The sequence below is a fragment of the Thauera linaloolentis 47Lol = DSM 12138 genome (genome assembly GCF_000310205.1).
Lineage (GTDB): Bacteria > Pseudomonadota > Gammaproteobacteria > Burkholderiales > Rhodocyclaceae > Thauera > Thauera linaloolentis.
The window spans coordinates 1-509 of sequence record NZ_AMXE01000201.1 but is presented as its reverse complement, the minus strand read 5'-3'; the positions used below and the strand labels follow the sequence as shown (position 1 = coordinate 509).

The following is a 509-nucleotide window of genomic DNA, read 5'->3' as shown; positions in this document are numbered from 1 at the left end:
CCGGTGCACAAGAAGATGGAATCGCGCGTGGGTGCGACGACGATCAAGTCGATCTACGAAGCCACCGGCTTCGATCCGAGCAAGTTCTAAGAAGCGGGTCCGCCCCTGGCGTGCCCGGAGCAGGCGCGCCAGGGCGGGACTCATGGGGGAATCGCCATGCCGCTAAAACTACTTGATCGCCTGGAAGAAGTGCTGGTCGCCTTCTTCATCGGGGCGGCGACCGTCATCATCTTCGTGGCGGTGGTGCACCGCTACCTGTCCGGGTTCGACATCCCCGGGCTGCAGGACGTGCTGCTGGACATCAACCTGAGCTGGGCGCAGGAACTGTGCATCATCATGTTCGTGTGGATGGCCAAGTTCGGCGCGGCCTACGGGGTGCGCACGGGCATCCACGTCGGCGTCGACGTGCTGATCAACCACCTGTCGGACGCGCTGCGCCAGAAGTTCATCATCTTCGGGCTGCTGGCCGGGGCGCTGTTTACCGGCACCATCGGCACGCTGGGCGCGCA

The 509-nt window shown here is 64.2% G+C and carries 1 protein-coding gene; it reads left to right on the top strand.

The genetic code is table 11. The annotated features are described in order from the left end of the window. Nucleotides 1–156: 156 nt before the first annotated feature. On the top strand, nucleotides 157–509 hold a 353-nt coding region (locus tag C666_RS19170; protein WP_039919640.1), incomplete at its 3' end, for a TRAP transporter small permease.